This window comes from Pseudomonas sp. B21-053, from assembly GCF_026016365.1.
Taxonomy (GTDB): domain Bacteria; phylum Pseudomonadota; class Gammaproteobacteria; order Pseudomonadales; family Pseudomonadaceae; genus Aquipseudomonas; species Aquipseudomonas nunensis.
Genome location: NZ_CP087205.1, coordinates 2,537,653 through 2,558,760 on the forward strand (window position 1 = coordinate 2,537,653; position 21,108 = coordinate 2,558,760).

The window sequence follows — 21,108 nt, forward strand, 5'->3', positions numbered from 1 at the left end:
CAGCCCACAACGTTGCAGTATCGACCGAGGTTCAGGGATGCGCGAGGCGAGCCTACCCAGCGGTCGCGGCGCCTGGAGAAAAATCCGTCGTCAGCAATACTCAAGGGTCGGCAACCACCCCGTGAGGCGATCAGCATGAAAAAGGCAACGGACGCAGAAGAGGGCGCTAGCGCCGCTGCGCAGATCGACGCAAAAATCCACGAACTGAACGATTGGCGAGGCGAAACCCTGGCGCACATCCGCGCGCTGATCCACAAGGCCGATCCCGACGTGGTCGAGGAAGTGAAATGGCGCGGCGTGCCGGTGTGGTCCCACGCCGGCATCCTTTGCACCGGCGAGGCCTACAAGGCCGTGGTGAAAATGACCTTCGCCAAGGGCGCCTCGCTGGAGGACCCTTCAGGCCTGTTCAATTCCAGCCTCGAAGGCAACACCCGGCGGGCGATTGATATTCACCAGGACGAGAAGATTGATGAGGCCGCGTTGAAGGCGCTGATTCGTGCGGCGGTGGCGCTTAACACCTTGAAGCGTGGCCAATGAAAGGCTTGGTCACGGCATGATGAGATGCTCGAATGGTTCGGGCGGACGCTTCGTCAAAGTGTCAGGGATACGTCCTGCACGTTGGCGAGTTGCCTCGGGAGGTGCTAGGTTTTTTATAGATTAACGGGTCGATATTATTCAGCGGTGATTTTTATGAGAAGGCCTCGGACGCGAGTCGTTCCCCCCCAGGGCCAGGTGGGCTCCGCCTGGGCTTATTTTGTTTTTGGTCTTTTTGCTTTTGTTGTTGTAGTCGTTTGTATTGTGAGTGTTGTTGGCTATTTAATATCTGCAATAAAAATAATACCTGACTATTTTACCAGCCCTATTCAGACGACGCTGGGTGTCTACAGCGCGCAGTGGGATGGAATTGTGCAGGGGTGGAACTGGGCGAAGACGCCGATGTTGTTGGCGGGGCAGTTTGTTTTTGCTATCGCAGGTGTATCAGCCATTATTGTAACAGCTACTCTGGGTTGGGCTTTTATAGCGCGCAGGAATAAGCTGGCGGTGTTTGTGTCCTACCATCATTCCAAGTTGACGGTGATGGAAGAGCTCATATCAATGATTGGTGACAGTCGCCTTCATTTTGAATACCTTCCATTTGTGACCGCCCCTGAACATGATCAACTGCTGGATGCTATTCAAGACCGAATACGCCAGTGCGATATGGTCTTATGTATACCGGGGCCTGAACCGTCGTTTGTGCAGCATGAGGTTATGGCCGCCATTCACTTGGAAAAGCCTTTGATATTTTTGGTTGAGTATAATTCTGGTAGGTTGCCGAATACGGCGCAAAGAGGTTACCCGGTTTTTAATTTGAAAAGAGTTCAGTCGAGGCGCTTTGCCAGTGTCAGAGCGCTGATGTTGTATCTTTATGGTGACTGGCGCTCGACGTTAAAACTTTATCAGTCGCGGCATCAGCCTGCACCTTGGGTGTCGGCTTTTTTAGCCGTTGCGATAACGCCCATAAGCCTGGTCATGGTTTCAGTCGCTTTGTTGTTCGGTCTTTGTATTCCTGTTTTTGTAGCCGCGTGGCATTTCCTTTCTCCCAATCAACAGGGGCTGTTCTTGGGCGCCTTCATAGCAGGTTTTTTGTGTTTTCTGACTTTGATGGTTGTGCTGCTGCTGATAATCCTTTTGGGGAACTACGTTTCAGGTCTGGTGTGGCGTCGTTTATCTAATGCAATCGTGTCCCGGCGAGTCAGAACGGGTAAGTTCGCTTACGAAATGCTCCAGCCGATATTTAGCTCAAAGGCATCATTAATCGACTTTGGACCGGGGGCAGAGAAGGATACTAAAGAGGCACGTTGGCTACTGGCATCTCTTTGGCGTAATCCTCCTCGCGCTTATCATGAAACACAGAAAACCACCCGAACTGAGCCGCCAAGTATGTTCGGATAATAAAGGCAGTGCACAGTTATTGTGCCTGAGCCACGGGTAATTACTCTGGGATAACGCTCTCATGTCTAAAACATATTTTGTCAGTTACAACAAAAATGACGTGGCTTGGGCTGAATGGATCGCGTGGGTTGTGGAAGATGTGGGGAACAAAGTTATTATTCAGGCGTGGGACTTTGTCCCAGGTAACAGCTGGACGCAAGAGATGCACAATGCTACAAAAAATTCAGACTCCACCATCTGTGTGTTGACTGAAGATTTTCTCAATTCCGATTTTACGGCAGCCGAATGGCAAGTTGCGTTTGCAGATGACCCCCTGGGTGAGAAAAGAAAAATTATTCCTATTAAAGTGAAAGAGTGCAAGCCCGACGGCTTGTTAAAGGCAAGAGTTTATGCGGATATCGTCGGCAAAGATAAAAACACAGCGAAAGAAATTGTAAAGACAGCTCTGTTGTATGGGCGGCGTAAACCTGTCAGCGAACCAAGCTTTCCAAGTGACCATGGAAAAGAGCCGAATTTTCCAAAGGAAATGATCAGGTACGCCATTGTCTTGGATGGGGAGTTTGAAGAGTCAGAAAAGAGAGGAGTAGAAACCCTACTTCAGCATCTTGGAAAAAAACTCAAGGATCCGTCTATTTCAATCATTGAGATCACTCGGGGTTCTATAGTCGTTCATGTTGAATCCGCATACGAAACCTTTAGAAAACTTCAACAAGAGTTTTTTGAGGCAGATGAGCTTGAATTGAACAATGAAAAAATCATAGGTATCTGGCAGCTTGAGCAACATGCCGTGAAGCCAGTAGATCAGCGGCTGGAATTTTACAGGAGTAGCCTGATTAGTTTCTTCATGTCAAAAGCCGTAGGCGAAGAAGCGGCGGAAGATCTTGCTCAAGATGTACTGGTTAATATTGTTTCTGATCAGAATAAGTATAAGTATTTGTCAAGTCCGGCACTGACGATAAACCTGGCAAGGGTAGCTTTTTCCAGATTTGCTCAAGAAATGGATGATGATGCCACCGCGCGGAGTGGTTATGTTAATCCCAGTGGCGAAGTGGATTGGGATGAGGTGTATAGAGCGTCGGTCAGCGTATTGAATAATTTGTCCAGTGAGGACCATTTCATTTTGGAACAGTATTGGGATTCGAAGTTTGCCGAGGGAAAATTTGATCATGTTATCGATCAGGAGGAAGCGGAAAGAATCGATGCTGCGGTCGAGCAGGACATTTACACGAATTTTATAAGTGATTCATAAAAAGCAGTGGCGTCGGGCATCCACGCGTAGCGCAATGATTGACAGGCGTGTTTCACTCAGCGCTCTCAAGCCAAGGATTTATCCCGTTGCGATACGACCTGACGAGCCTGGATCTTTTCATTACTGTGGCGCAGGAGCGCAACCTCACCCGTGCCGCGCGCATAAAACACCTGGCGGTGTCGGCGATCAGCAAGCGGATCACCGAGCTGGAGGCCTAGGTCGGTTCGCCGCTGTTGATTCGCAATGCGCGGGGGGTGGAATTGACGCCGGCAGGGCAGTCCATGCTGTTTTATGCGCGGCAGCTCAAACAAACCCTCGAACAGCTCGACAACGAACTGGGGAATTACGCCACCGGCGTGAAAGGGCATGTGCGCATTCATGCAATCACCTCGGCGCTGTCGCAGTTTCTGCCGGATGACGTGGCCAGTTTTGTTTCGCGTTACCCGCAAATCAAATTCGATATTGAAGAGCGAGTCGGCTCAGCGGTGATTCGTGCGGTGGCGGATGGTCGTGCCGATCTGGGCATTATTGCCGTGCAGACCGCGGCCCAAGGCCTGGAAACGGTGCCTTATCGCCATGACGAACTGACTTTGGTGGTGCCGGCCGGCCATGCGCTGGCCTCACGAAAATCAGTCTGGTTCAAAGAAGTGCTGGAGCACGAATTTGTCGGGCCGCATCTCGAAAGCTCGATGCATACCTTGCTGACCAGCGAAGCGGCAAAACTCGGTCTGGCCCTCAAACTGAGGATTCGCATCAGCAGTTTCGACTGCATGTGCCGGATGGTGTCGGCCGGCCTGGGCGTGGCGGTGCTGCCGCGCAGCGTTATCAATCAGTACCTGCGCAGCCATAAGCTGAACGCGGTCACCCTTGATGAGCCTTGGGCGCAGCGTTCCTTGTTGCTGGCTTTCAAGAAATACGAAGCGGCACCCCCGACGTTAAAAACCCTGATCGACCACCTGAAATTGCCTTCCGAGTAAGTACGACGAGCGTTCTCCTATGGAGAATGCTTGCGTGGTAAATCATCCGACCGGTGCTATCGGGTGCTTGAGGGGGCCTTCACGGCGATTCGCCAAGCCATGGCCGTCCCTCGGGAGCGGACGGCAGGCGCGGCTTATGTGAGGGCCTTCGTGGAACGTAAAAAGGCCGAAGGCTTCGTGCATGAAGCGTTGAAATCCAACGGGCAGGCGGATGTCACGGTGCCGTGAGTCGACTTGTCCGGTTAGATGAACGGCTTTATTTCTGCGCAATAAAGTCGCGAATCGCCCGAATGGTCGCGGTCGGTGCTTCTTCCATCAGCCAGTGGCCGGCCCCCGGGATCACCACTTCCGTGACCTTGTCCGCGGCATTGCGCATCACGATCGCCTCGTTGTTGCCGAAGGATTTTTCGCCGCCGATGGCCAGCACCGGCATCTTCAGCCGGTTCTTCATCGTTGCTTCATTGTCCACGGCGTCCTGGCGGATGCTGCGAAATTGCGCGAAAGCCGCGTGCATGGCGCCGGGGCGGGCGTAGAGCTTGGCGTAATGCTGACGGGTGGCTTCGTCGACTTTGGTGGGATCGCCGGCGAACTCGTTCCAGAAGCGGTCCAGGTAAATGCGCTCACGACCGGCAACCAACCGTTCGGCATCCGGGCCGCCAAAGTCGAAATGCCACAGCATCGGCGAGCGGACGATCTCGTTCCAAGGCGTAATGCCCGGCACCGGCGCATCCATCACCACCAGGCGATCAGTCAATTGCGGGTAACGCGCGGCATAGGCGAAGGCGACCATGGTGCCGATGTCATGGCCGATGACCACCGAATGCTCGATGCCCAACGCCGCCAACACCCCACGAATATCGCCCGCCTGGGTCTTCTTGTCGAAACCGCTGTCCGGGATCGACGACAGGCCCATGCCACGCAGGTCGGGCACCACCACGGTGTGATCCTTGGCGAGGTCCGCAGCGAGCGGCGCCCACATGTCGCCGGTATCACCGAAACCATGCAACAGCACCACCGTGGGTCCCTTGCCACCGACGCGCACATGCATCGTGACCCCTTCCACGGGAATGTCCTTGGTCAGGAAAGCAGAGGGGAATGGCGTTACATCAGCCAGTGCCGGAAGGCTCAAGGCTAGCAGCAGGGAAGCGGTCAGCAGGGTGCGGATCATCAGCGTTCTCCAAAGGGGCGGGCGGGCCCATGGAAGGGTAGCTGGCGTTGTACAAATTGCCGTCCAACGGACAGTCGTGAAATTCAATGAATCTTCTGAATAGGGGTGAATCGTAAGAATTAGAGCGGCGCAAAGCCGAGACTTTTGAAGTGTTGAGACTGCCAGGTATTCCTATGACACACCTTCAGACCCTTACAGGCACGCCAATAGGTAGCCCGGTAGCCACCGACAGCAATCAGGCCAAGACCGTTTACGACGCCTTGATGCAGCCGAGCGAAGCATTGCGCGATGTCGATGTTGTCGACTTTCTGCACCACGAGCTGGCGCGCGCCGAGCACGCGGCTTGCGAAGTGCCGAGCAACCCGCAGGCGCTTGAAGACTGGATCGGCCAGGGTGTGGCGAACGTCGCCGAGCAGTACTCGGCGTATCTGCAAGAGCGGCATGCCGGCGGTCCTCGACGATTTTTCACGGGGCGCAGCCATGCGCTGTACTTCTTGCAGCATGTCGCGCCGACCAAGTTAGTCGATGGCGCGTGGCTCTACGGCCTGCTGCCGCAGTGGGCGGATTATCGGTTTCATGGGCTGATTCGTACGTATCTGGAGGAATTGGGCGACGGCGAACCGGCGCTCAATCATGTGGCGTTGTATAAAAAACTCATCGCCGACCTGGACTGCGACCCCGGCTATACGCTGGCGGATATCTATTACGAGCAGGGCGCGATCCAGCTGGCGCTGGGGCAGCACGGCGCTGCGTTTCTGCCCGAAGTCATTGGCTACAACCTGGGCTATGAACAGCTGCCGTTGCACTTGCTGATCACCTCGTTCGAATTGAATGAGCTGGGCATCGATCCGTACTATTTTTCGTTGCACGTCACCATCGACAACGCCAGCACCGGCCATGCGCGCAAGGCCGCCCAGAGTGTGCTGTCGCTGATGCCGATGGGGGCGGAGCGCGATGAGTTTTATCGGCGTGTCGTGCAAGGCTACAAGCTCAATGAACTGGGGATTGGCTCGACGGCGATCATCAAGTCCTTCGACCTCGAGCAGCAAGTCATCGCCATGCTCGAACGCAAACGCTCGTTCGGCCAGCACATGCATTCGGACTATTGCCGTCTGGAAGGCAAGACCGTGAATGAGTGGCTGGCGGAACCCGATCAGATCCCGGCATTCCTCGATGTCTTGCTGAACAAAGGCTGGATCAAGCGCGATGAGGACCCGGCCAACAGCCGGTTCTGGAAGTTGATCGACGGGGCGGGCGCGCCGATGTTTGGCGTCTTCTCGGGTTACGAAAAACAGCTGCTGTGGGACTGGATTGCAGGTGAGCGGATCGTGGAAGAAAGCGCTACGAATGCCTTTCGATTTCAGTTCAGGAGCAAGAGCCCTGCAAATGCAGATGTAGCGTCGCCGGCCATGCCAACCGACCCGGACCTGCAAGGGCTGCTGAGCGATCTCGAACACTGCGCGGCCAGTGAAAAAATGGCTGTGCTTGGCGCGTTCATGTGCCCGGCCATGCATGCGACCCCGGCCGGGCTCTACGCCACTCGGGAGTTCGTCAAGGTGATGAGCGAGAACGTAAAGGGGCAAGCGGTATGAGCGGACAAACCGCGCTGTTGCAACTAGGCAAGCTGCTGCGAGCTAGCGGATACACGTTCGTGACGCCAACGCCCATCACTCATCAACGGGTCAACGACAGGGCTGGCAATGCCATCGGCAGCACACTGCGCGATGCGTTTGGCTGGAATCGGCCATTCGAGCACGGTTTGCTGCCACACCAAGAAGAGAGCGAACTGATCGAAAGCGGCGTGTTGGAACGTGATCATGAACGGCTCAACAGTACGGTCAGATGGTCATCACTGGATAACCTGTTGCTGGTTCATTCTGCCTTCCCGACCACCCAGGAAGACTCGGTGTTCTTCGGCCCGGATACCTACCGTTTTGCTCAAACCATAAACCGCCATGTGCAAACCACCGGTTGCGCCATCAAGCGCGCCGTCGACATCGGTTGCGGCACAGGCGCCGGTGCGATGCTTATCGCCCAGGCTAAGCCCCAGGCTGAAGTCTTCGCAGTAGACATCAACCCCAAAGCGCTCGAGTTCACCGCGATCAACGCCAAACTCGCAGGCCTGAACAACGTGGCCTGCCACGCCAGCAATGTGCTTAATGATGTAGAAGGGCGCTTCGACTTGATCGTCGCCAATCCGCCTTACATGAAGGATTCCAGGCAACGGGCTTATCGCCATGGCGGTGATGCGCTCGGCGCGGACCTGTCGGTGCGGATCGTTCACGAATCGCTTGAGCGCTTGGCCGTGGGCGGGTCATTGCTGCTGTATACCGGCGTTGCCATCGTTGATGGCCAGGATCCGTTTCTCGCGTCAGTCAAAGAGGCTTTGGATCAACCGACGCTGGACTGGCGTTACCGTGAGCTTGACCCGGACGTCTTCGGCGAGGAGTTGCTGGAGGCCGGCTATGAACAGGTTGATCGCATCGCGGCCGTGGAATTGATCGTCACGCGACGTCTACCGGTGTAGTTCCTTTTTCAGGATACCGTCATGAAATCATTCCAAAACCAGCTGACTCCTGCTCAAGAACAGCGGCTCTGCGCCCTGGATGCCTGGCACTGTGCGCTCGAGAACTGCGCGCTGCGGATGGATTGCCCAGATGCCTATCATGAAGAGCTGCTTCGGCAAGCGGATGAAATGGATCGCCAGGGCATTGTGAATTGGGAAGAGTGGCGAGATTTGCGGCTGGAGGCAGATGCAGCTTATTCGCGTGCGGTGGCGGGAGGGGATTACCATTCAGTGGTTAGTCGGTAGGTTTTCTGTCCTTTTGGCGCTATCTGCTGGCCCGTTGGCGTTAGTCGGTCACCGGACATCGGGATAGAGTGGTCGCTATGTTCCTGGCGCCCGGATGACCCTACTGATGACCCGCCCCCGTTTCTTGCCCGACAACTTCACCCTGACCCTGATCTGCGTGGTGATCCTCGCCAGTCTCCTGCCCGCCAGCGGTCAGGTTGCGGTCGGTTTTGGCTGGTTGACCAACATCGCGATTGCCCTGCTGTTTTTCCTGCACGGCGCCAAACTCTCCCGCGAATCGATCATCGCCGGCGCCGGCCATTGGCGTTTGCACCTGCTGGTGTTCAGCCTGACCTTCATCCTGTTTCCTATCATCGGGCTGGCGCTCAAGCCATTGCTGTCGCCGCTGATCGGCAACGATCTGTACATGGGCATGCTCTACCTCTGCGCGCTACCCGCCACCGTTCAGTCGGCAATTGCCTTCACCTCGCTGGCGCGGGGCAACGTCCCGGCGGCGATTTGCAGTGCGGCGGCGTCCAGTTTGTTCGGGATTTTCCTCACACCGTTGCTGGTCACGTTGCTGCTGGATGTGCACGGCGATGGCGGCTCGACCCTCGATGCAATCCTGAAGATCAGCGTGCAACTGCTGCTGCCATTCGTGGCCGGGCAGATCGCGCGGCGCTGGGTCGGCAACTGGGTGGCGCGCAACAAGAGCTGGCTGAAATTCGTTGATCAGGGCTCGATCCTGTTGGTGGTCTACGGTGCCTTCAGCGAGGCGGTGAACGAAGGCATCTGGCATCAGATTCCGCTCTGGGAACTGGGCGGCCTGGTGGTCGTGTGCTGCATCGTCCTGGGGCTGGTGTTGCTGGCTTCCACGGTACTCGGCAAAGCCTTCGGTTTCAGCCAGGAAGACCGCATCACCATCCTTTTCTGCGGCTCGAAGAAAAGCCTGGCCACCGGCGTGCCGATGGCCCAGGTGCTGTTTGCCGGCAGCACCTTGGGCGTGCTGATTCTGCCGTTGATGTTGTTCCATCAGATTCAATTGATGGTGTGTGCGGTGTTGGCGCAGCGCTACGCCAATCGCACGGAAACGGTCGCCGAAATGATGGGGCAGGTTGATCCGTAAGGACCTGTTGCTTTCGAACCTCGTATCAGGATAACTGTGGCCCTGTCCTGCCTCGAGGTGACTTGCGATGTTTGATCTGCCCTCTATCGTGACGTACGTAGCCGTCGTGATCGGTCTGTTTCTAATCCCCGGCCCTGCGGTGCTGTTGGTCATCACACGCACCCTTCAGGGCGGACGTAAAGTCGGGATCGCCACAGGGCTGGGCGTTGCATCGGGTGACCTGATCCATACGCTGAGTGCTGCGCTGGGGCTATCGGCGATTTTGATGACCTCGGCGCTCGCGTTTAATGTCGTGAAGACGGTGGGCGCGTGCTATCTGATCTACCTGGGCGTGCGCGCCTTTCTGGCCAAGCCAGGCGCTACTGAGCGAAAGCAATTGGCTGACGTGACCTCGACCCAGGCCTTTTTCCAAGCGGTCGGCGCAGAAGTGCTGAACCCGAAAACCGCGATTTTCTTCCTGGCGTTCCTGCCTCAATTCATTCACCCGGAGTCGGGCTCATCCCTGATTCAATTCGCGGTGCTTGGCTTGATCTTCTCGGCGCTCAGCGCCACTTATACCAGCGTTCTTGCACTCAGCATTCGTCCTTTGAGCCGGTTGATCAAAGGCCTGTCGGGGCTGCGTCGGTGGGAAGGGAAAATCATCGGGACGATGTTTGTCGGGCTTGGGGTAAAGGTGGCTTTTCAGCAGCGGTAGGGGAGGTTGGGGAGCCTACCGCTATTGTATTGCCTGCGTCCTATCCGGCAGTTCCACCTTGGGCAACCGCACCTTTCCCATCGGGTTGTCTCTCGATAGGGCGGCGACAGGATGGAGTGAAGGCAGCGGTGGCTACAGCAACTGCCCGCCCGAGATGTCAAAAGTCGTCCCGTTAGCCCAGGCCATGTCATCGGACAGGATGGCGGCAACCGCACCGCCTATATCTTCCGGCAGACCGACACGGCCCAGCGCGATGCCCTGTGCCACATAGGCGTTCACATCCTTGTTGTCGCGCACCGCACCACCGCCAAAATCGGTTGCGATGGCGCCTGGGGCAATTGCATTCACCCGAATTCGGCGCGAACCGAGTTCTACGGCCATGAAACGGGTCAGCACCTCGACTGCAGCCTTAACCGCCGCATAAATGCTGTAGCCCGGCAGAGTAAAGCGCACGAAGCCGGAGGAAACGTTCAGGATACGACCGCCGTCTTCCACGAGCGGTAACAGCTTCTGTGTCAGGAAAATCGGCCCGCGAAGGTGTGTGGCGACCAGTGAGCCGAACTGGTCCTCGGTCGCGTCAACAAAGTTCGCAAAGAGGCCATTGCCGGCATTGTTGATGAGGAAGTCGAAGCGCTCGCGGCCGAAGTCTGTCTTCAGCGTATCAGTCAGTGCGTTAGAAAAATCTTGATAGCTGGCAGTATCGGTGATGTCTAGCGGCAGCATCGCGGCCTTGCCGCCCTGTGCCTCGATTTCTCGCATCAGCGATTCGGCTTCTGCCTCGCCGCTGCGATAGGTGCCGATGATGTGGACGCCGCGCTTGGCAAGGTGAAGCGCCATGTTGCGGCCAAGGCCACGGCTGGCGCCAGTGATGAGTGCGATCTGGTTGGTCATGGTTTGTCTCTGCTAGGTAAACGCGCGTTTCTGCGCGTTTTTGACCCGCTCAAGATAGGCAATGACAGGTTTGTAACCCACACCCAGTAAGCTCAGTTTATTGCCTGATTGTATCAATCACATTGCGCGGTCGCGGGGCGTAGGCATAATCGGCTCATGAACAATGACCTTGCACCGCATCTTGATATAGCCCTGCGCCATGCGCCACCGGGTTTGACTTTTACACCGATCCCGCGTGTGGACATCTGCGTCGGACAAGGCTCTACAGACAAGGCGCCATGCCTTTATCGCTCGATGATCTGCTTCATTCTTCAAGGTTCGAAGCGCGTTGCGATTAACGACAATCTTCTAAGCTACGACAGTGAGCAATATCTCATCAGCGCCCTGGACCTGCCGCTGATCGGGCAGATTCTAGATGCTGAAGGAGGGCAGCCCTACGTTGCGGTATCGCTCGTTCTGGATCCGGCCATACTGGCGGAACTGGCGACGACTATGCCCCCGGTTCGCGAGAGCGAACAAAAGGGGATAGGCATCACGATAAACCCGATGACCGCTTCGCTGCGTGACACGTTGCTGCGCTTATTGTCATTGCTTGACACGCCTGCCGATATCCCGGTTCTCGGCCCCATGGTTGAACGGGAGTTGCTCTATCGTCTTCTACTAGGCCCTCAGGGGCGGCTACTGCGTCAGATTGCCCAACCCGAAGGCGCACTGGGTAGCATCCGGCGGGCCGTTGCGTGGATCCGAGACAATTACAATGTCCGACTTCGCATCGATGCGTTGTGCGATGCAAGCGGCATGAGCCGGGCAAGTCTGCATCGCCATTTTCTGTCGATGACTGGCCTCAGTCCCCTCCGATATCAGAAACAGCTCAGATTGCAGGAAGCTCGCCAGCTTTTGCTTGCCGGCGAGCATCGCGCGTCTGACGTGGCGTTCGCTGTCGGCTATGAGAGCGCATCACAGTTTAGCCGCGAGTACCTAAGGCAATTCGGCGTATCGCCTGCACGCGACGTGCGCGAGGTACGGCAAGCAATCGCCAATTCAACAAGGGCGTAAAGGTCAGACTGACTTTTGGATTCTTGACGACTGACTAGTCCAGGCCGAATTTATGGGCAAGACTCGCGCATGACATTGCCCCTGACGTCAAAGATATCAAGGAGCACGAAGGGCTTGACGCGACCCAGATCGGAAGGACTCATCAGGCGGGATACAGGCCCATGACCTGCCGCTCCTCGAGTGCGATGAGTAATAGGCCGGGGCACTCGGGTGTCAGGAGCGGTTGAGGAAGTAGTCATCGCGTTGATTCCCGCAAGGTGAGGCTTACACTGGACGGATCAGACTCAAAATACTGTCGCGATGGAGCCAGGCGATACTGGCTGTGATGAGTAGCAACAAGATTGCCGGTACAGGGCTGCCCCCGATAACGAAGAGGTGGGTGAAAATCGCACCGCACATAGTGATCGCCAGCAGCAGCCCTCCCAATCCCGTGGTGACGGGTATGAACAAAGCGGCTGCAGCGCTGATTTCGATCAGCCCCGTCGCGATACGAAACCACTGACCCAAGCCAATATGTTCGAAGATATCGACCATCATTGGCGCGCCAGCGAGCTTGGCACCGCCAGCTGCCAGAAACGCCAAGGCCGCTATAAGACGTAATCCAAGGGACGTGTACTTGAACGCCGTGCTCGTGCTGGCGGATTGATTGAACGCTTTATTACTCATGTCAGTGTCCACTTTAGACGGCGCGGAGCCGAACGAAGATGGGTTAACAGGGGACAATGCATTGGTTGAAAATAATGCCCCCCGCCCTGTTTTAAACGCCAGCAGTCGCTTCGCGGACGAAGTCTTCGTAAGAACGCAGCGGGTGCCCAATGATGGCTTCCAGTCGGTCCACGGTTCCTTCAGTTGCTTGCATGCCGAACGTCTGGATACCCGCCATCATCAGGCGCATGTCGTATGCCAACCAGCCGGGACCGTACGAAGCCAGTTGCCCTTCGAAGGCCGCTACATCGTCACCACCGTAAGCGATCTCACGATCCAGGGCTGAGCTCCAGGTCTTGGCCACGGATGCACCCGTCAGTGCTTGTGGCCCAACCAACTCCAGCGTTACACGATCGAGAGCCGAAGATGCCTTGTCGCGTCGCAGCAGTTCTGCCACGGCGACATCGGCAATGTCGCGTGCATCAATCATCGAGACGCCCGCCGAGCCGATCGGCATCGGGTACACCGAGTAGTTCTGGATCGTCTGTTGGACCATCAGGTCGTTTTGCATAAAGTAAGCCGGGCGCAGAATAGTCGCCGGGATGTCGAGGCTTTCTAGCATGCGCTCAACGGTATGCTTGCCAGTGAAGTGCGGAACATTGGTGAACGTGTCGGCATGAATCACCGAGAGGTAAACGATGCGCTCAATGCCGGCCTCGTGAGCGAGGTTCAACGTAATGAGGGCTTGCGTGACCTCGTCGGGCGTAACGGCGTTGAGCAAAAACAGCGTCCGTATCGAAGACAGCGCAGCGCGCATCGAAGGTACATCGGTGAGGTCTGCTACAACTTCAGTGACGCCTGCCGGGAAGTCGCGCTTACCCGCTTGGCGCACGAGCGCTTTGACTTCGGCGCCCGCGTCGGCAAGACCTTGAGTGACGAGTGAACCAATAGTGCCCGTGGCACCAATAACGAGAATGCTCATTTTGAATCTCCTGCATTGATTAGAGGGGAGTGGATCAGCGAGAGAAGTCCGCAACGACTTTTCCAGTTCCGGAAACGGTGCGATTGCGTTCAATCGCCGTGGGTATGTCTGCGAAGCCAATGACCTCGCCGATCCTGGACCGCAGCGTGCCGCTGGCGATTTCTTTTGCCAGCGAAGCCAGAAGTTCGGGATCAGGTTTGTTCATGAACCACAGGCCTCGGCGATTCGCCGGCGTGCGCGCCAGAATGTCGGGTGATGACGTGCCGACAATGACGCCGTTCTCAGCCAGCACCTGCCAGGAGCGATCCAGTACTTCGCCCCCGACGTAGTCGAGCACCAGGTCAATGTCCCGGACGATGTCTTCGAAACGTTGGGCTTAATAGTCGATGACATGATCGGCGCCGAGGCTGCGCACATAATCCAGGTCAGTCGTGCCCGCCGTTGCGAAGACCTCGGCAGCTGCCCGCTTGGCAAACTGCACGGCATAGGCGCCCAGCCCACCAGCCGCGCCGTGAATAAGGATGCGCTGGCCTGGATGGATCGGCCCCGCATGATGGAGGCTATTCCAGGCTGCCACGGCTGCGACAGGAACCGCAGCAGCATGCACATCATCAAGATTCTCAGGCGTCAGGGAGAGGCTCGATTCACTGATGCTCACGAATTCGGCGTAGGCGCCCAGTTTCCCAATCGCGGCCATGACACGATCGCCGATACGGAAGCGAGAGACACCGGGGCCGACAGCCTCGACAACCCCCGCCATTTCGGCGCCCAGCACTATTGGTAATGGAAGCGTAAACGCGTTTCGGACATGACCTTCGCGGACTTTCCAATCAATGCCATTTATGCCGGCGGCACGAACCCGGACGAGAACCTCGTCTTGTTCAGGTTCCGGTTTTTTGATTGTGGCCACTTCCACGGTGCCAGCGCCGCCGTATGCCCGGATCAGTACAGCTCGTTGCAGGGTGCTCATTTGCAGTTCCTCGTATCGAGTTCCGATGACGAGAAGATAGGCTGTTGCACGGATAATGCGTAGACACCAAAATGCAGACACTTCGTTTCAAAAGTGGAACACCATGAATCTGAACGCTCTGATCGATTTCATACTCGTTGCAACGAATGAGGGGCTTGGAAAGGCGAGCCGTGCGAGCGGCATATCCAAAGCCACCTTGTCGCGTCGAATCTCCGACCTTGAGGAGCAACTCGGGGTGAGGCTCATCGAGCGCAGCGCTCGCGGCCTGAAGCTGACCGAAGCTGGCGAATTGTTGATGGCTCGAACAGAAGGACCGTTGAGCGAGGTGGCCGATGCCATGACAACGGCTCGCGAGGGCGTATCGACGCCTCGCGGACGCTTGCGTGTCGCCTCCCCAGTCCTGTTCTCCCAGCTCGCAATGGGCCGCATCGGAGCAGAATTCTGTGCCGCCTACCCGGAGGTCGAAATCGAAGTCGTGGCGGAGGATCGCTTGGTTGACCTTGTGGAGGAGCAATTCGACGTCGCCATTCGGATCAATCCGAGCCCAGACAGCAATTTGGTCGGCCGATGCTTCGCCAAAGACCGGCTGGTAGTAGTGGCGGCGCCAGAAGTGCTTAAGCCCGATCCGGGGGAAGTCAGACCCATTCCTGGCATCGTAACGTCGAGCTTCCAGCCGACCCACTGGAGTCTCGACGGAGGGCGTTTGGTTCTGGAGCCTATTCCAAGGCTGCGATTCTCCTCGTTACTGATGGTCCGCGATGCGGCTGTCGCCGGCGGTGGTGTTGCCCTGATTCCACAGTCCATCGCATGGAACCAGCTCGCCCGTGGCGAGTTGGTCCAGTGGGGCACGGTATCGGGTGTAGAACCCGAGCTTTGGGTCTTACATACCTCCAGGCGCCTGGCTACTCCAAAAGTTCGAGCATTCGTCGATTTCATATGCGCGAAGTATCCGGACATGTCTCTGGTACTGACAGGATAGAAGGCCGCTTACTGGTCTCGGGTATTGACCCGCTGTGGTTACATCGCAAGCAGTCCTCCACCAACTCACAAATGTCCCGAATGCGAGAATTTTTCCCACGACTGGTTGATTTATGATTGGGAAGGCTTTGCTTCAATCCAACGCCGACATATTCAACAGCAAACTTTTGCGGGGATGCTGCCGGCCACAGTCATGATGTCGAAACCTCCGTCCAGTTCAGCGTCGCCGACTCGCGCCATTTGACCTCTGTCAGCCCATACTTTTCCGCCTGGGGTTTGGACACGACTTTGAGTGGTGGCCTGCCAGGTTTTGGTATCGGCGCTATCCCCGCATCACAACTCGCCCAGTGCCAGGCCTGGGCATTGGTCATGCTTTGCGCGCGGATGATGAATGATTTTGTCTGCCCGTGAAGCTGGTATTCAATGATGTAAAGATCGGTCTTCATGAGGCCCCCTCCATTTGCTCATAGATAAAGGAGTGGTGGCGCCAGAAAAAAATTCAAAGCGTTTTCAGTTGTTGTTACTGATTGATTTCTGAAGGGAAGATTGCGGGTTTGAAGGCGCTGCTGGACGGTGCTGTGAGGCGAGAGTTCAATGGCAATGACCGGTGGCGAGGTCATTCATTTATGTGGAGCGGTACATGAAAATTGGTGTGATTTCTGACACCCATGGTTTGCTCCGTGCCGAGGCGATTGCGGCGTTGCAGGGCTGTGAACGGATCGTTCATGCGGGTGACATTGGCAGCGCGGAAATCCTTGAGCAACTCGCGGCCATCGCTCCGCTATACGTCGTGCGCGGCAACAATGACCTGGACGCGCCGTGGGCAAAACAGATTGCCGATCTTCTGTATTTCGACCTCCATGGCTGGAAGACGCTGTTGGTGCATGACATTGCCGATGTCCCCGTTGCACTCGATGCAGGCGTCAGGCTGGTGATCACTGGCCACTCTCATAAACCACTGATTGAATGGCGCGGTGAACGGCTTTTTCTCAATCCCGGCAGTGCAGGGCGGCGCCGCTTCAAGTTGCCGGTGACGTTGGCGCTGCTTGAGGTGCTGGCGACGTCGATGGAGCCGCGTCTGGTATCGTTGGTGGAATGATCGTCCCTGGCCTTCTGGTGCAAAGAAAGATGCTCAAGATCAATACCGATATGGCGATGTTCATCGCGTTGCTGGCCTGTGCAGGGCAGACCTTGGGGGCTGGACTGCCGCCGCCCACCGTCGATGTGCTGGCATGGCCGCGCATGTCTTCGAGCGAGTTTGGTTGCTATATGGAGCAGTCGCTGGGGCATCGCGACAAGCGCTTCAACTGCAGCTTGAAGGGCTACGAAAATCAAGGCGACCCCTGCAGCAATGGTGATGCCTACACCGAAGGCCCGGAATTGCCCGCAAACCTGGCTGCCAGGATTCATCCGCTCGCGACGCAGGTGCAATTGAGCTGGGAGCATGGGGAGTTGCAGCAGGTGACGCTCTTGCTCAAGGGGACATTCAACGAGGCCGAGGTCCGCAACGCCTTCAAATTGCCGCGCGCCGAAGCTTACTTGTTGTCCGAAACAGAGCAGGGGACATTGCCGGAAAATATCATGGACACCAGCGTGCAATATGAATCGGCCGATGATTCGACGGGCAAACGCCCAAGCGATCCGTCTTCAGGAGTTACGTCAGTCATGCTGACCGGCTTCGATCATATGGGCGCAGGCGATGTCGATTGCGGCGCCGATGAGTGATATCCCGCGCCGGTTAGATCTTTCGTTGTCGTACAACGGCTTTTTTCATCCCATCTGCTGTTGGCGCAGCAAATCACGCCACTGAACCCGCCTGTACCCGTCGTATTCCCTACTGAGCTGGATCTGGATAGAGAGGTCGTGTCATGACGAACGGCCATCTTTCAGATTGACAGCCAGGTATTAGCCTCGATATAAAAGGCACAGTTGTACGACGACAGACGATAGATCGCTGTTGAACCCTAAAAATAAAAAAGAGTGTCGGCCCCATCATGAATCCAACCTGCGTACTCGTCTCCCCGAATTCCGCTCCCCGTGGTTCGATCCTGACTGCTTGCCTTGATGCACAGTCCGGTCCGTTGCAGGCAACGGTTTCAACAAATACCCCATAGCAGTTGCTACAGGTCTGACTCCAGCCGCCGGGCATGGAGAACGTGCACCTGTGCTCTCGTCCGGTTGTCGAGAGTTCATCACCCTAATCCAATAATAAAGTGATGCTATGAATCTGAATGAACCCATCAATGCGCAACGCGTCGGCCAAGCCGTAGGCAAATACCGCTGGACGATCTGCGCGCTGTTGTTTTTTGCCACCACCGTCAATTACCTCGACCGTCAGGTGCTCAGCCTGTTGGCGCCGGGTTTGTCGACGGAGTTCGGTTGGAGTAACACCGATTACGCCAACATTGCTTCGGTGTTCCAGTTTGTCTACGCCATTTCCATGTTGTTCGCAGGTCGGGTGGTCGACAAGATCGGCACCAAGACCGCGTTTGTGGTGGCGATCGGCATCTGGTCGACGGGTGCGATCATGCATGCGTTTGCGGTGCCGATGGGCGAGGGGATCGCCGCGGTGTGCAGTGCGTTCGGCTTGGCGGTGATCCCGGTGTCGATTGCCGGTTTCATGTTGTCCCGCGCGGTGTTGGCGATCGGTGAGGCGGGTAACTTCCCGATCGCGATCAAGGCCACTGCGGAATATTTTCCGAAGAAAGAACGCTCGTTCGCGACCGGCATCTTCAACTCCGGTGCCAACGTGGGCGCAATTCTGGCGCCGATCTGCGTGCCGTTGATTGCGGGCCTGTGGGGTTGGGAAGCGGCGTTTATCGTGATCGGCATGTTGGGCTTCGTCTGGGTGGCCGTGTGGATCACGCTGTACCAGAAGCCGGAGCAGCAGAAGCGTCTGTCGGCGGCGGAACTGGCTTACATCCGCAGCGATGAACCGGTGCAAGTGATCGCTACGCCGGTGGCGGGCGAAGTGGCCAAGAAAGTCTCGTGGTTCAAGTTGCTGACCTATCGCCAGACCTGGGCGTTTGCCTTCGGCAAGTTCATGACCGATGGCGTGTGGTGGTTCTTCCTGTTCTGGCTGCCGACCTACCTGTCGGCGCAGTACGGCATGAAAGGCCCGGACATCGTGGTTCCGTTGGCGGTGCTGTACAGCATGACCATGGTCGGCAGCATCGGTGGCGGCTGGTTCCCGAGCTACTTCATGGCACGCGGCGACAAGCCGTATGACGGTCGCATGAAAGCCATGCTGGTGATCGCGCTGTTCCCGCTGCTGGTGTTGTTGGCGCAACCGTTCGGCTACATCAGCTTCTGGGTGCCGGTGCTGTTGATCGGTGTGGGCGCTTCGGCGCACCAGGCGTGGTCGTGCAACATCTTCACCACCGTGTCCGACATGTTCCCGCAAAAAACCGTGGCTTCGGTGGTGGGGATAGGCGGCATGGCCGGCGGTTTGGGCGGAGTGGTGATGACCAAGATCGGCGGTTGGGTGTTCGACTACTACAAATCGATCAACGACATTCACACCGGCTACATGATCATGTTTGCCATCTGCGCACTGGCCTATCTGGTGGCGTGGAGCGTGATGAAAGCGCTGGTGCCGCAGCATAAAGAAATTACTGATCTGTAAGCGGTTCATCAGTTAGATCGACGGTGGCTGTGCCACCGTCATCGCGAGCAAGCCCGCTCCCACATGGGTTAGGTATCGTTCGCAAGAGTTGCGAGCAAGCCCGATCCCCTGTGGGAGCGGGCTTGCTCGCGAAGGCGTCAGCCCAGTCGAAAACTCTGCCATCTGACACACCGATTTCGCGAGCAGGCTCGCTCCCACATTTGTTCGATGTTGTTCGCAGGATTTGCGGCCAACACCAATCCCCTGTGGGAGCGAGCCTGCTCGCGAAGGCGTCAGCCCAGTCGAAAACCCCGCCATCTGACACACCGCTTTCGCGAGCAAGCCCGCTCCCACATTTGTTCGATGTTGTTCGCAGGATTTGCGGCCAACACCAATCCCTTGTAGGAGCAAAGCTTGCTCGCGAAGGCGTCATGCCTGACACACCGCCTTCGCGGGCAAGCCTCGCTCCTACAATCAGGTAAAGGTCAGCAATTCAGCCCGATAGCCCGAACACCAGTCTGGGGGTTAGCATGTGGGGTTATCAGCCCTCATCATCGAGTAACCCAGACCTTGATCGAACGACGCCAATTCAGCGGAGGCATGAAGGGGAAAAATCTCCGCTATTTGAATGAGCAATCGGGTGAGCCAGTCCCCATGGCGCGCACAGGCTTTTTGCTGCTGGAGCATTTTTCACTGCCGGCCTTCACGCAAGCGCTGGACACGATCGTCACCGCGAACCTGCTTCGCCCCAAGTTGTTCTCCACCCGAACGTTCGGCTTGCACGATGGCGAAGTTATCAGCGACCTGGGCCTGGTCATCCGGCCCGATGCGCGTTTCGAAGGTGCCGCGATTCAGGACCTGGACCTGCTGGTCATTTGTGGCGGCTACCGCACCGAACTCAAAGCCAGCGATGAGTTGATCCACTTGCTCAGAAGCGCGGCAGACCACGGCGTGATCCTGTCCGGATTGTGGAACGGCGCGTGGTTCCTCGGCAGCGCCGGTTTGCTCGACGGCTACCGCTGCGCCATCCACCCCGAACATCGCCCCGCACTGGCCGAAATCGCCAAAGCTGCGCAAGTCACCAGCGAGCCCTACGTGATCGATCGCGACCGGCTCACGGCGTCCAGTCCTTCCGGTGCTTTCCACATGGCGCTGGACTGGATCAAAGGCTTGCACGACAAGGCCTTGGTCGAAGGCATCGAAGACATCCTGGCGTTCGAAGAATCCCGCTACCGGCGCATCAAGCCGACGGAAAATATCTGCGTCAGCGCACCGCTACGCGAGGTGGTGAAGCTGATGGACGCGAACCTCGAAGAGCCGCTGGAGCTGGAGCAACTGGCGGTTTACGCCGGTCGATCCCGTCGCCAACTCGAGCGTTTGTTCAAGGAACAACTGGGCACCACGCCGCAACGCTATTACATGGAACTGCGCATTACCGAGGCGCGGCGCTTGCTGCAGCACACCGAACTGTCCCAGGTGGACGTGCTGGTGGCGTGCGGTTTTGTGTCGCCCAGCCACTTCAGCAAATGCTACAGCTCGTACTTTGGCTACCGACCGTCCAAGGAAACGCGGTTGGTCAAATAACCCCCCGGAGCCCCGTAATGCCTGACCGTGAAATCATCATTCCTGCCGCCATGAAACCCATCGTCGAACGCGCGGGTTATGCCCCTGCGGTCAAGGTCGGCGACACACTTTACTGTGCCGGCCAAGTGGGCCGGACGCCTGACCTGCAAGTCATCGAAGACCCTGAGCAGCAGTTCATGTGTGCCTGGGAAAACCTCAGCCAGGTGCTCGAGGCGGGCGGTTGTACCTTCGAGGACGTGGTCGAGATGACGACCTACCACGTTGATATGTCGAAGCACATGGCGGTGTTTCGGGACGTGAAAAACCGCCTGTTCCCGAAGGGGCTGTGCGCCTGGACGTGTATCGGTGTGAGTGAACTGGCTCATCCGGGATTATTGGTGGAGATCAAGTGCATAGCGGTGCGTCGAACGTAACGCTATGCTGCCGCGCATTCGAATTCGCCAATAACAACCAATAAT

At 56.9% G+C, this 21,108-nt stretch carries 24 protein-coding genes and 1 pseudogene; 18 read left to right on the forward strand and 7 right to left on the reverse strand.

Annotated features, from left to right (window positions below; all coding sequences use genetic code 11):
• The first annotated feature begins 135 nt into the window (after positions 1-135).
• The 6 genes and pseudogenes from LOY68_RS11775 to LOY68_RS11800 form a co-directional block, all read left to right on the forward strand.
• On the forward strand, positions 136-537 hold the full coding sequence (locus tag LOY68_RS11775) for a DUF1801 domain-containing protein (protein WP_265044759.1): 402 nt from the start codon (positions 136-138) through the stop codon (positions 535-537).
• A 195-nt stretch (positions 538-732) separates the two neighbouring features.
• Entirely contained in the window at positions 733-1,935 is a 1,203-nt protein-coding gene (locus tag LOY68_RS11780; RefSeq protein WP_265044761.1) for a hypothetical protein, read from the forward strand.
• 61 nt (positions 1,936-1,996) lie between these two features.
• The gene (locus LOY68_RS11785; protein WP_265044763.1) at positions 1,997-3,184 is read left to right on the forward strand and encodes a toll/interleukin-1 receptor domain-containing protein; all 1,188 of its coding nucleotides are present in this window, start codon (positions 1,997-1,999) and stop codon (positions 3,182-3,184) included.
• Between the two features lie 86 nt (positions 3,185-3,270).
• Positions 3,271-3,402, forward strand: coding sequence for a helix-turn-helix domain-containing protein (locus LOY68_RS11790; RefSeq protein ID WP_265044765.1), 132 nt, complete (start codon positions 3,271-3,273; stop codon positions 3,400-3,402).
• Between the two features lie 36 nt (positions 3,403-3,438).
• Positions 3,439-4,161, forward strand: coding sequence for a LysR substrate-binding domain-containing protein (locus tag LOY68_RS11795; RefSeq protein ID WP_265044767.1), 723 nt, complete (start codon positions 3,439-3,441; stop codon positions 4,159-4,161).
• A gap of 42 nt (positions 4,162-4,203) precedes the next feature.
• Positions 4,204-4,389 (forward strand): annotated as a pseudogene (locus LOY68_RS11800) (restriction endonuclease); the annotation flags it as partial.
• 28 nt (positions 4,390-4,417) lie between these two features.
• On the opposite strand, the gene LOY68_RS11805 reads toward LOY68_RS11800, so the two are convergent.
• The gene (locus LOY68_RS11805) at positions 4,418-5,329 is read right to left on the reverse strand and encodes an alpha/beta fold hydrolase (RefSeq protein WP_265044770.1); all 912 of its coding nucleotides are present in this window, start codon (positions 5,327-5,329) and stop codon (positions 4,418-4,420) included.
• A 173-nt stretch (positions 5,330-5,502) separates the two neighbouring features.
• Here LOY68_RS11805 and LOY68_RS11810 point away from each other — a divergent pair, with 173 nt between their 5' ends.
• The 5 genes from LOY68_RS11810 (at position 5,503) to LOY68_RS11830 (ending at position 9,940) form a co-directional block, all read left to right on the forward strand.
• The gene (locus tag LOY68_RS11810; RefSeq protein ID WP_265044772.1) at positions 5,503-6,921 is read left to right on the forward strand and encodes an iron-containing redox enzyme family protein; all 1,419 of its coding nucleotides are present in this window, start codon (positions 5,503-5,505) and stop codon (positions 6,919-6,921) included.
• A complete protein-coding gene (locus tag LOY68_RS11815; protein WP_265044774.1) occupies positions 6,918-7,856 on the forward strand; it encodes a class I SAM-dependent methyltransferase in 939 nt (312 codons plus the stop codon). Before LOY68_RS11810 ends, LOY68_RS11815 begins: the two co-directional genes overlap by 4 nt.
• Positions 7,857-7,877: 21 nt before the next feature.
• Positions 7,878-8,141 (forward strand): hypothetical protein, encoded by a 264-nt coding sequence (locus LOY68_RS11820; protein WP_054048774.1) that lies wholly within the window; start codon positions 7,878-7,880, stop codon positions 8,139-8,141.
• A 106-nt stretch (positions 8,142-8,247) separates the two neighbouring features.
• Positions 8,248-9,246 (forward strand): bile acid:sodium symporter family protein, encoded by a 999-nt coding sequence (locus tag LOY68_RS11825; RefSeq protein WP_163909488.1) that lies wholly within the window; start codon positions 8,248-8,250, stop codon positions 9,244-9,246.
• Positions 9,247-9,313: 67 nt separating this feature from the next.
• Positions 9,314-9,940 (forward strand): LysE family translocator, encoded by a 627-nt coding sequence (locus LOY68_RS11830; protein ID WP_265044776.1) that lies wholly within the window; start codon positions 9,314-9,316, stop codon positions 9,938-9,940.
• 132 nt (positions 9,941-10,072) lie between these two features.
• Here the strand turns inward: LOY68_RS11830 and LOY68_RS11835 are convergent, their stop codons facing one another.
• Positions 10,073-10,831, reverse strand: coding sequence for an SDR family NAD(P)-dependent oxidoreductase (locus LOY68_RS11835; protein WP_265044777.1), 759 nt, complete (start codon positions 10,829-10,831; stop codon positions 10,073-10,075).
• A gap of 156 nt (positions 10,832-10,987) precedes the next feature.
• Here LOY68_RS11835 and LOY68_RS11840 point away from each other — a divergent pair, with 156 nt between their 5' ends.
• Positions 10,988-11,887 (forward strand): AraC family transcriptional regulator, encoded by a 900-nt coding sequence (locus LOY68_RS11840; RefSeq protein WP_163909491.1) that lies wholly within the window; start codon positions 10,988-10,990, stop codon positions 11,885-11,887.
• A 264-nt stretch (positions 11,888-12,151) separates the two neighbouring features.
• Here LOY68_RS11840 and LOY68_RS11850 read toward each other — a convergent pair whose 3' ends face one another.
• The 4 genes from LOY68_RS11850 to LOY68_RS11865 all read right to left on the reverse strand — a co-directional run bounded on the left by LOY68_RS11850 (position 12,152) and on the right by LOY68_RS11865 (position 14,484).
• Positions 12,152-12,553, reverse strand: a complete 402-nt coding sequence (locus tag LOY68_RS11850; protein ID WP_265044779.1) for a DoxX family protein — start codon at positions 12,551-12,553, stop codon at positions 12,152-12,154.
• Positions 12,554-12,644: 91 nt separating this feature from the next.
• Positions 12,645-13,514, reverse strand: a complete 870-nt coding sequence (locus LOY68_RS11855) for an NmrA/HSCARG family protein (RefSeq protein WP_265044781.1) — start codon at positions 13,512-13,514, stop codon at positions 12,645-12,647.
• Positions 13,515-13,548: 34 nt separating this feature from the next.
• Positions 13,549-13,872, reverse strand: coding sequence for a zinc-binding dehydrogenase (locus LOY68_RS11860; RefSeq protein WP_320110097.1), 324 nt, complete (start codon positions 13,870-13,872; stop codon positions 13,549-13,551).
• An 18-nt stretch (positions 13,873-13,890) separates the two neighbouring features.
• A complete protein-coding gene (locus LOY68_RS11865) occupies positions 13,891-14,484 on the reverse strand; it encodes an NADP-dependent oxidoreductase (protein ID WP_265044782.1) in 594 nt (197 codons plus the stop codon).
• A 103-nt stretch (positions 14,485-14,587) separates the two neighbouring features.
• On the opposite strand from LOY68_RS11865, the gene LOY68_RS11870 reads away from it, so the two are divergent.
• Positions 14,588-15,463 (forward strand): LysR family transcriptional regulator, encoded by an 876-nt coding sequence (locus LOY68_RS11870; RefSeq protein WP_265044783.1) that lies wholly within the window; start codon positions 14,588-14,590, stop codon positions 15,461-15,463.
• 190 nt (positions 15,464-15,653) lie between these two features.
• On the opposite strand, the gene LOY68_RS11875 is transcribed toward LOY68_RS11870, so the two are convergent.
• Positions 15,654-15,908: a DUF6555 family protein gene (locus LOY68_RS11875; RefSeq protein ID WP_163909496.1), complete on the reverse strand. Its 255-nt coding sequence runs from the start codon at positions 15,906-15,908 to the stop codon at positions 15,654-15,656.
• A gap of 194 nt (positions 15,909-16,102) precedes the next feature.
• On the opposite strand from LOY68_RS11875, the gene LOY68_RS11880 reads away from it, so the two are divergent.
• The 5 genes from LOY68_RS11880 (at position 16,103) to LOY68_RS11900 (ending at position 21,063) form a co-directional block, all read left to right on the forward strand.
• Positions 16,103-16,561, forward strand: a complete 459-nt coding sequence (locus LOY68_RS11880; protein WP_265044784.1) for a metallophosphoesterase family protein — start codon at positions 16,103-16,105, stop codon at positions 16,559-16,561.
• A 29-nt stretch (positions 16,562-16,590) separates the two neighbouring features.
• Positions 16,591-17,187 (forward strand): hypothetical protein, encoded by a 597-nt coding sequence (locus LOY68_RS11885; protein ID WP_265044785.1) that lies wholly within the window; start codon positions 16,591-16,593, stop codon positions 17,185-17,187.
• Positions 17,188-17,683: 496 nt separating this feature from the next.
• Entirely contained in the window at positions 17,684-19,087 is a 1,404-nt protein-coding gene (locus LOY68_RS11890) for an MFS transporter (RefSeq protein ID WP_163909499.1), read from the forward strand.
• 579 nt (positions 19,088-19,666) lie between these two features.
• Positions 19,667-20,650, forward strand: a complete 984-nt coding sequence (locus LOY68_RS11895) for a GlxA family transcriptional regulator (RefSeq protein ID WP_265044786.1) — start codon at positions 19,667-19,669, stop codon at positions 20,648-20,650.
• A 17-nt stretch (positions 20,651-20,667) separates the two neighbouring features.
• Complete coding sequence (locus LOY68_RS11900) at positions 20,668-21,063, forward strand: RidA family protein (protein WP_163909501.1); 396 nt, start codon at positions 20,668-20,670, stop codon at positions 21,061-21,063.
• The last annotated feature ends 45 nt before the right edge of the window (positions 21,064-21,108 follow it).

What these genes read in the sequence shown, in the direction of transcription:
- LOY68_RS11825 (WP_163909488.1), top strand. Translation starts at nt 8,248, where the DNA reads ATGACCCGCCCCCGTTTCTTGCCCGACAACTTCACCCTGACCCTGATC.
- LOY68_RS11840 (WP_163909491.1), top strand. Translation starts at nt 10,988, where the DNA reads ATGAACAATGACCTTGCACCGCATCTTGATATAGCCCTGCGCCATGCG.
- LOY68_RS11890 (WP_163909499.1), top strand. Translation starts at nt 17,684, where the DNA reads ATGAATCTGAATGAACCCATCAATGCGCAACGCGTCGGCCAAGCCGTA.
- LOY68_RS11895 (WP_265044786.1), top strand. Translation starts at nt 19,667, where the DNA reads ATGAAGGGGAAAAATCTCCGCTATTTGAATGAGCAATCGGGTGAGCCA.
- LOY68_RS11875 (WP_163909496.1), bottom strand. Translation starts at nt 15,908, where the DNA reads ATGAAGACCGATCTTTACATCATTGAATACCAGCTTCACGGGCAGACA.
- LOY68_RS11805 (WP_265044770.1), bottom strand. Translation starts at nt 5,329, where the DNA reads ATGATCCGCACCCTGCTGACCGCTTCCCTGCTGCTAGCCTTGAGCCTT.
- LOY68_RS11815 (WP_265044774.1), top strand. Translation starts at nt 6,918, where the DNA reads ATGAGCGGACAAACCGCGCTGTTGCAACTAGGCAAGCTGCTGCGAGCT.
- LOY68_RS11830 (WP_265044776.1), top strand. Translation starts at nt 9,314, where the DNA reads ATGTTTGATCTGCCCTCTATCGTGACGTACGTAGCCGTCGTGATCGGT.
- LOY68_RS11900 (WP_163909501.1), top strand. Translation starts at nt 20,668, where the DNA reads ATGCCTGACCGTGAAATCATCATTCCTGCCGCCATGAAACCCATCGTC.
- LOY68_RS11880 (WP_265044784.1), top strand. Translation starts at nt 16,103, where the DNA reads ATGAAAATTGGTGTGATTTCTGACACCCATGGTTTGCTCCGTGCCGAG.
- LOY68_RS11870 (WP_265044783.1), top strand. Translation starts at nt 14,588, where the DNA reads ATGAATCTGAACGCTCTGATCGATTTCATACTCGTTGCAACGAATGAG.
- LOY68_RS11810 (WP_265044772.1), top strand. Translation starts at nt 5,503, where the DNA reads ATGACACACCTTCAGACCCTTACAGGCACGCCAATAGGTAGCCCGGTA.
- LOY68_RS11835 (WP_265044777.1), bottom strand. Translation starts at nt 10,831, where the DNA reads ATGACCAACCAGATCGCACTCATCACTGGCGCCAGCCGTGGCCTTGGC.
- LOY68_RS11785 (WP_265044763.1), top strand. Translation starts at nt 1,997, where the DNA reads ATGTCTAAAACATATTTTGTCAGTTACAACAAAAATGACGTGGCTTGG.
- LOY68_RS11820 (WP_054048774.1), top strand. Translation starts at nt 7,878, where the DNA reads ATGAAATCATTCCAAAACCAGCTGACTCCTGCTCAAGAACAGCGGCTC.
- LOY68_RS11775 (WP_265044759.1), top strand. Translation starts at nt 136, where the DNA reads ATGAAAAAGGCAACGGACGCAGAAGAGGGCGCTAGCGCCGCTGCGCAG.
- LOY68_RS11865 (WP_265044782.1), bottom strand. Translation starts at nt 14,484, where the DNA reads ATGAGCACCCTGCAACGAGCTGTACTGATCCGGGCATACGGCGGCGCT.
- LOY68_RS11855 (WP_265044781.1), bottom strand. Translation starts at nt 13,514, where the DNA reads ATGAGCATTCTCGTTATTGGTGCCACGGGCACTATTGGTTCACTCGTC.
- LOY68_RS11885 (WP_265044785.1), top strand. Translation starts at nt 16,591, where the DNA reads ATGCTCAAGATCAATACCGATATGGCGATGTTCATCGCGTTGCTGGCC.
- LOY68_RS11850 (WP_265044779.1), bottom strand. Translation starts at nt 12,553, where the DNA reads ATGAGTAATAAAGCGTTCAATCAATCCGCCAGCACGAGCACGGCGTTC.